Here is a 7,165-nt window from a genome sequence, read left to right as displayed (position 1 = left end):
CCATAAAAGAAGTAAGCTTGATTAGCTCTTGTTGATTGGTTAAGCCAATCACTCTTTGAAGTACTTTCAGTACTCAATTATTGGAATTAACGTTGACATATTGTCATTCAGTTTTCAATGTTCATTTTTAACCGCTACAAGAATCAATTATACCAGTTATTTTATTTCGATGCAAGCTTTATTTTTAAAAAGTTTTAATTTGTTTTTTCGCTAGAAACAATCTTTTCAAGTTGTTAATTGCGAAGTAACTCACTTGCATAATTTATATTACATTGTTATTTCGTTAAATTCAAGCATCAAATTTACACTTTATTAACCTTTTTAACAAATTCTATAAGTTGTGTTCGTCTATGTGTTTCGACGACTTTTTTATAATATCAAGTTATATAGAGAACGTCAACGATTTATTCAAACAAATATGTATATTATTTCACTTTAAAAGCCACTATATATCATAATAGAAAATATGCTATACTTTATCAGTATTAAATAGTGTGGAGGGAATAGAATTGAAGCTATTTCGTAAAAAACCTACTAGTAAAATAAATAGAATAAGATCTTTTGCATTAGGATTAATCTTCTTAGGAATGATAATAATGTATATAGGTGTATTCTTCTTTTACTATTTCAAGAGTCAAATTGTTTTTAGTATTTTCTTAGTACTTGGTATGCTGGCATTAGGATTATCATTTATTGTTTATTTCTGGATTGGGATGCTTAGTTCGAGAACAATACAAGTTAAATGTCCAAACTGTGATCAATATACTAAGATGTTGGGTCGAGCAGATATCTGTGCAAATTGTAATCAACCTTTAACTCTAGATAAGAACTTAGAAGGAAAAACTTTTAATCAAGATTACAACAACAAACGTAAATCTAAGAAGTTAGAAGAAGCCGAACAGGATAATAATACTGAAGAACATAAATAAAAAAGCTAAAGACCTAAAGTCTTTAGCTTTTTTATTTGTTTTTATTTTTACTTTGACATTCCGGACAAACACCATATATTTCCATTCTGTGGTGTGTAACAGAAAAACTTGTTACATGTTGAGCTAGTTGTTCAACTTCATCTAATCTCGGATAATGGAAATCAGTAATCTTTCCACATTGATCACAAATGATATGATAATGGTTGTGTGTTTCAAAATCAAAACGACTTGATGCATCACCATATGTTAATTCTTTAACAAGTCCAGTTTCTTTAAAAACTTTCAAGTTATTATAAACTGTAGCAACACTCATATTTGGAAATTGTGGTGAAAGTGACTGATAAATTTCATCAGCTGTAGGATGACTATCTGCTTCTATTAAATATTGAAGAATAGATTGACGTTGTGGTGTTATTCTTACGCCTGTACTTCTCAATGTTCCAATCGCATCTTCTAATAAATGTTCAACATCTTCTGTACTATGCTGCATCCTTTCACCCACCTTCTAATTTATAATGATTATTATTTATAATATAGCCCCTATAACAGTGCTTTGTCAAACAATTAATCAATATCCTGACTGAATATTCACTTCATTATTTAACTCGCTATTATCATTTTCTATCATTTTATTGAGATTTTCTATTAATATATCTGCACATCTCTCCATATTACGATTGTCATTACCCGTGATGTGTGGGGTTATCGTAACATTTTCCATATCATATAGCTTTGAATCCTCCGGCAGTGGTTCAATTTCAAAAACATCTATAGAAGCATGTCGTATTTCTTTATTTTCTAATGCTTTTACTAACACATCTTCAGAGACTACAGTTCCTCTTCCTACATTAATAAAGTGTACATCATCATTCATAGATTTGAAGTCTTGTTCATCTAATAAATGTACCGTGTTATCTGTTTCAGGTAATACATTCACAATAAAGTCTGCTTTATGATAAACTTTACCTCTTTCTTCTATAGAATATACTTCATCAAATTCATCTACTTTGTGACCTGTTGTATTTATACCAATCACATTCATATTAAATGCTTTCGCAATACGTGCAGTTCTTTCAGGAATTTTGCCAGTCCCTAAAAATAGGATTGTCTTATTATAGATAGAACCGGGATTTAACTTATGTTTAAATTCATGGTTCTTTTGCGCTTCATATGTTTCTTTAAATAGTTTTATATCATTAAATATGTAACCAAAAATAAACTCTGCAATTTGAATTGCGTGTACGCCTCTAGCATTTGTTAATTTAATTCCTCTTTTGTCGATATAATCGAGTGGTAAATTATTTACACCAGTAGCAAACCACGCTATCAATTTTAAGTTCTTGCATTTATCTAAAAAGGTTTCATCTACTTCGCTATGATAAGCTACCAATACATCCGCTTCTTTTAATACATCATTATCAGCTAATTCTGGATGCTTATAGAAAGTAAATTCAACTTTAGGAAATGCATTTACTAATCTTTCTTCTTGATCCTTCAATTTCATCAAAGCAACTACCTTCATTTATATCATTCCTTCAAAAAGTTTTTTAAGTCTTCTATTTGTGTTTTAACTTTAACTTTTTCAATAACATGTATTACTTTATTATCTTCATCAAGAACAAATGTAGTTCGAACTATCCCCATTGATTCTTTACCAAAAGATTTTTTCAGTTGATATACACCAACCTCTTCAGATAATTGATAATCTTCATCTACTAACAAATCAAAATTTAGGCTATGTTTGTTTGAGAAATTAGAATGTTTCTTCTCACTGTCCCCACTTATACCATATACTTTAGTATTCAATTCATTAAAATCTTCTAAATTATCTCTAAAGTCACATGCTTCTGTAGTACATGTAGGTGTATTATCTCTTGGGTAAAAATACACAATAGATTTACTGCCTTTTAAGTCTTCACTAGATATTGTTTCACCATTTTGATTCTTTAAATTAAAATCTGGAAATTTGTCACCAATTTTTGTCATCATATACACTCCTTATCAACGATAGATACTTTATTTTATGATACGATATATATGAAAATAATTAAAACAAAAGAGGTTGATAAAATGGATTTTAAAAATAGTGAATATTTACAGACACTTTCTGATGAATATATTTTAGGTGGCGTTAACTCCCCTTCTCGTTCATATAAAGCGGTCGGTGGTGGAGCACCTGTAGTTATGAAAAAAGGGAAAGGCGCTTATTTATATGATGTCGATGGAAATAAATTCATAGATTATTTACAAGCTTATGGCCCTATTATAACAGGCCATGCTCATCCTCATATTACTGAAGCTATTAAAGGAGCAGCAGAAGATGGCGTACTACTAGGTACACCAACTGAATATGAAATTACATTTGCTAAAAAGCTACGTGAAGCTATCCCTTCATTAGAAAAAATTAGATTCGTCAACTCAGGTACAGAAGCTGTAATGACTACAATAAGAGTTGCGCGTGCATATACAAAAAGAGATAAAATTATAAAATTTGCTGGTTGTTATCACGGTCATTCAGATTTAGTACTAGTTGCAGCGGGTAGTGGTCCAGCTCAATTAGGAACGCCTGATTCCGCAGGAGTACCAAAAAGTGTAGCTCAAGAAGTAATAACAGTTCCTTTCAATGACATTGAATCATTTAAAGAAGCAATGGAACATTGGGGCGACCAAGTTGCTGGTGTTCTAGTTGAACCTATTGTAGGTAACTTTGGTATGGTTGAACCTAAAGAAGGTTTTTTAGAAGCTGTAAATGATATTACTCACGAACATGGTGGCTTAGTTATTTACGATGAAGTGATTACAGCATTTCGTTTCCATTATGGTGCAGCTCAAGACTTACTGGGCGTATACCCTGATTTAACTGCTTTTGGTAAAGTAATTGGTGGTGGACTACCAATCGGCGCTTATGGCGGTCGACAAGAAATCATGGAACATGTTGCACCTTTAGGTCCAGCTTATCAAGCTGGTACAATGGCTGGTAATCCATTATCAATGAGAGCAGGAATTGCATTATTAGAAGTTCTTGAACAACCTGATGTATATGATTATTTAGATAAACTAGGTAAACAATTAGAAGATGGTCTTCTAGAATTAATTGAAAAACATAATGTTAAAGCTACAATTAATCGTATTAAAGGTGCTTTGACTATCTATTTCACTGATGAAAAAGTTGAAAATTACATTCAAGCTGAAAACACAGATGGTGAGAAGTTTGCTAAATTCTTTAAATCTATGCTAAATCAAGGTATCAATTTGGCTCCATCTAAATATGAAGCATGGTTCTTAACAACTGAACATACTGAAGAGGATATAAAAGAAACTATAAAAGCAGCAGATATCGCTTTATCTCAACTATAAACTTGAAAATTGTTTAAAAACAATGTATAACCTATATATATAATAGACTTGTGAATAAAGTTACAAGCTTTCTTCAACAACAAAAAGGAATGGTTCTATGAAATTTGGGGCAAGAATATTTAAGACAGGTATCGCAATTGTCCTTGCTATATTTCTAGCAAATTTACTACCAGGTTCAGTCATGCTTACTTCCATAGCTGGGGTTACAGCAATGGTAGCTATGCAACCAAGTGTTTATCGATCATTTAAAACAGTAGTAGAACAATTTCAAGGTAATATCATTGGTGCGGTTACTGCCATTACCATATTCTCTATTTTTGGTAACAATGTAGTCTTTATTGGTCTTACTGCGGTTATTATTATTTCAATACTTTATAAATTTAATTTACAACACGTTTCTAATTTAGCCGTTGTTACAGCTTTAATCATACTTGGGCATCATGAAGGCGACTTCTATATTTCTGCATTCTACAGATTTGCTCTCGTTATGATAGGTGTATCAAGTGCATTCATAGTGAATTTTGCTTTTCTACCACCAAAATTTGAAACTAAAATGTATTATAACTCTTTAAATATCTCTACAGATATATTTAAATGGTTCAGATTAGTATTAAATGGTACAACAGAATTTCATTACGTTAAACAAGATTTAGAAAATATTAGAACTCGTATTGTAAAGTTAGAACAGTTTTATCTTTTCTATAAAGAAGAGAGAGCTTATTCTAAGAAAAAAGCATTTGCTCAAATGCGCAAAAAGGTGCTATTTAAAGAAGCTATCATGGCAACTAGGCGAGCCTATGAAGTATTGAGAAAAATGAATCGGTATGAAAATGATATTCATAATTTAGATGATGACTTTAAAGTACAAATGAAATTTGAATTAGATGAATTGATGGCATTACATGAACAAATACTCGTTCGTATCTCACAAAAAGCAAAACACGAACTCGATAATGTGCCTGATCATCTAGTAGAACCATATAAAGAAGAGCTAATGGATATTTTCATTAAAGAAATCACAAGTAACCCTGATCAAGATGATTATGATATAGAAAACATAATGCAAGTCATTTCAGCAATGTTGGATTACAAATCTAGTATTTTACATTTAGATAGACTTTCATCAAGTTACTTTAAATTCCACCCTGAAGATAGTGATATAGAAATTGCTGAGGAAGATTTCGATTTATAAGTTTGACTGGCAAAGCTACAATATTAACACTTATCTTAAAAAGAGACGGAGACACTTTTATGTCTCCGTCTCTTTTATTATATTGCTCTTTTTTCATTATATAAAGATTTTTTATACTGTATACCATTTAACACGTGCCCATTATAACTTCTATAGAGTATATGTTTTTCTTCTATTTGATTCGGACTTTTAACTCCAACTGCAGCTGCTAAATTAAATAATCCTTCATGCAAGCTTACAATATAATTCGACACTCTATATTCTTTCTCTGATACGACTAATGCTGTTTCTTTTTTAGGGTCAGTAGTTGCAACACCAACCGGACAATTATTAGTATGACATTGTTGTGCCATGATGCACCCTACATTAATCATCAAACTTCTTGCAACATTGACTAAATCTGCGCCTAATCCTAATGCAATAGCAATTTGATCAGGTGTAATTAATTTACCTGAAGCGAATACTTTTACTTTATCTCTAATTCCCTTGTTTTTGAGTTCTAGGTCAAGCAGTGGTAAAGCAGTAAACAGTGGTAATCCTACTGTATCCGTCAATTCTTGAAAAGTTGCCCCTGTCCCACCTTCACTACCATCTACTGTAATGAAATCAGGAATGATTCCACTTCTTGACATTTCGCTTATCAAATCTTTTAAGTCTTCTATATTACCTACTACGATTTTAATTCCTACAGGTTTTTCTGATAGATTTCTTAACTTATCAACAAATTGTAATAGCTCTAGGTTATTATGTAGAAATTCAAATCTATTTGGTGAGTTAACAGTTTCATATGGCGTCACGTTTCTAATTTCAGCAATTTCTTTCGTTATCTTCTTGCCATCAATATGCCCGCCTCTTGTTTTTGCACCTTGAGCTAATTTTAGTTCAAAAGCTTTTACTTGTTCTATTTTAGATTTCTCTATAAATTCATCCTCATCGAAGTTACCTGCTTTATCTCTTACTCCGAATAATCCCGGGCCAATTTGAAAAATGATGTCACAATTTCCGGATAAATGATGGTCACTTAAACCACCTTCTCCTGTATTCATCCAAGAACCGCTTCTTGCTAAGCCTTTAGATAATGCAGTTATAGCATTTTTACCAAGTGCACCGTAGCTCATCCCTGATTGGCCTACTAATCTATTTACTACAAAAGGATGCTTTAATTCTGGACCAATTACCATTTCATTAGTTTCCGTTAATTTATAAGGTTCTACAGTTTTTTTAACTTGTGACTCTTTTCTATCAAATAACCCTTCATTATCAACATTATAAATATAAGTAGACATCATATCTTTTTGATTGATTTCTAATTCATCAACATCTATAGGAAACATAGAATTTTGAATATAAAAACCTGGTTCTTCAAATTGTCTCTTAGAACCAAAACTTTCTATTCGACTCTTATATTTACCTGGCATTACCATATTTAAATATTGCTTTCTAGAAAATGGTTTGCCATCGTTATCATTTAATATTAGATATTGTCTTAATTCTGGCCCAACACTTTCTAAAAAGTATCTCACTCTCCCTAGTAAGGGATAATTTCTTAATACGCTATGATGTTTTTGTCTTTTGTCTATTATATAAAGTGTTACGCCCGTGATTAACAATCCAATTATAATAACAAAAAATAATATGTTCACAATTAATTGTAATACACTTAGAAAAGTCATAAATATTCCCCCTC

General features: G+C 31.4%; 7 protein-coding genes. 3 read left to right on the top strand and 4 right to left on the bottom strand.

Features of this window, described 5'->3' with window-relative positions:
* Positions 1–509 precede the first annotated feature (509 nt).
* A complete protein-coding gene (locus tag ACO6VN_RS14635) occupies positions 510–929 on the top strand; it encodes a YgzB family protein (protein ID WP_017000499.1) in 420 nt (139 codons plus the stop codon).
* Between the two features lie 31 nt (positions 930–960).
* Here the strand turns inward: ACO6VN_RS14635 and perR are convergent, their stop codons facing one another.
* From perR to bcp, 3 genes are all read right to left on the bottom strand, one after another.
* Positions 961–1,419, bottom strand: coding sequence for a peroxide-responsive transcriptional repressor PerR (gene perR / locus ACO6VN_RS14630; protein WP_017000498.1), 459 nt, complete (start codon positions 1,417–1,419; stop codon positions 961–963).
* Between the two features lie 78 nt (positions 1,420–1,497).
* Positions 1,498–2,433 carry a phosphoglycerate dehydrogenase gene (locus ACO6VN_RS14625; protein WP_422404830.1) on the bottom strand — a complete coding sequence of 312 codons (936 nt, stop codon included), beginning with the start codon at positions 2,431–2,433 and terminating at the stop codon, positions 1,498–1,500.
* 23 nt (positions 2,434–2,456) lie between these two features.
* Positions 2,457–2,915 carry a thioredoxin-dependent thiol peroxidase gene (gene bcp / locus ACO6VN_RS14620; RefSeq protein WP_239706243.1) on the bottom strand — a complete coding sequence of 153 codons (459 nt, stop codon included), beginning with the start codon at positions 2,913–2,915 and terminating at the stop codon, positions 2,457–2,459.
* Positions 2,916–2,999: 84 nt separating this feature from the next.
* Between bcp and ACO6VN_RS14615 the strand changes: the two genes are divergently transcribed.
* Together ACO6VN_RS14615 and ACO6VN_RS14610 are read left to right on the top strand one after the other, a co-directional pair.
* On the top strand, positions 3,000–4,286 hold the full coding sequence (locus ACO6VN_RS14615) for a glutamate-1-semialdehyde 2,1-aminomutase (RefSeq protein ID WP_017000495.1): 1,287 nt from the start codon (positions 3,000–3,002) through the stop codon (positions 4,284–4,286).
* 97 nt (positions 4,287–4,383) lie between these two features.
* Positions 4,384–5,478, top strand: a complete 1,095-nt coding sequence (locus ACO6VN_RS14610) for an FUSC family protein (protein WP_017000494.1) — start codon at positions 4,384–4,386, stop codon at positions 5,476–5,478.
* 77 nt (positions 5,479–5,555) lie between these two features.
* Here the strand turns inward: ACO6VN_RS14610 and ACO6VN_RS14605 are convergent, their stop codons facing one another.
* Positions 5,556–7,151, bottom strand: a complete 1,596-nt coding sequence (locus ACO6VN_RS14605; protein ID WP_422404828.1) for an FMN-binding glutamate synthase family protein — start codon at positions 7,149–7,151, stop codon at positions 5,556–5,558.
* Positions 7,152–7,165 lie beyond the last annotated feature (14 nt).

The organism is Mammaliicoccus sp. JADD-157, from assembly GCF_049310805.1.
Classification (GTDB): domain Bacteria; phylum Bacillota; class Bacilli; order Staphylococcales; family Staphylococcaceae; genus Mammaliicoccus; species Mammaliicoccus lentus.
Note: the sequence above shows the minus strand (reverse complement) of the source record. Positions and strands in the feature narration are given on the sequence as shown.

What these genes read in the sequence shown, in the direction of transcription:
- ACO6VN_RS14610 (WP_017000494.1), top strand. Translation starts at nt 4,384, where the DNA reads ATGAAATTTGGGGCAAGAATATTTAAGACAGGTATCGCAATTGTCCTT.
- ACO6VN_RS14615 (WP_017000495.1), top strand. Translation starts at nt 3,000, where the DNA reads ATGGATTTTAAAAATAGTGAATATTTACAGACACTTTCTGATGAATAT.
- ACO6VN_RS14625 (WP_422404830.1), bottom strand. Translation starts at nt 2,433, where the DNA reads ATGAAATTGAAGGATCAAGAAGAAAGATTAGTAAATGCATTTCCTAAA.
- perR (WP_017000498.1), bottom strand. Translation starts at nt 1,419, where the DNA reads ATGCAGCATAGTACAGAAGATGTTGAACATTTATTAGAAGATGCGATT.
- bcp (WP_239706243.1), bottom strand. Translation starts at nt 2,915, where the DNA reads ATGACAAAAATTGGTGACAAATTTCCAGATTTTAATTTAAAGAATCAA.
- ACO6VN_RS14605 (WP_422404828.1), bottom strand. Translation starts at nt 7,151, where the DNA reads ATGACTTTTCTAAGTGTATTACAATTAATTGTGAACATATTATTTTTT.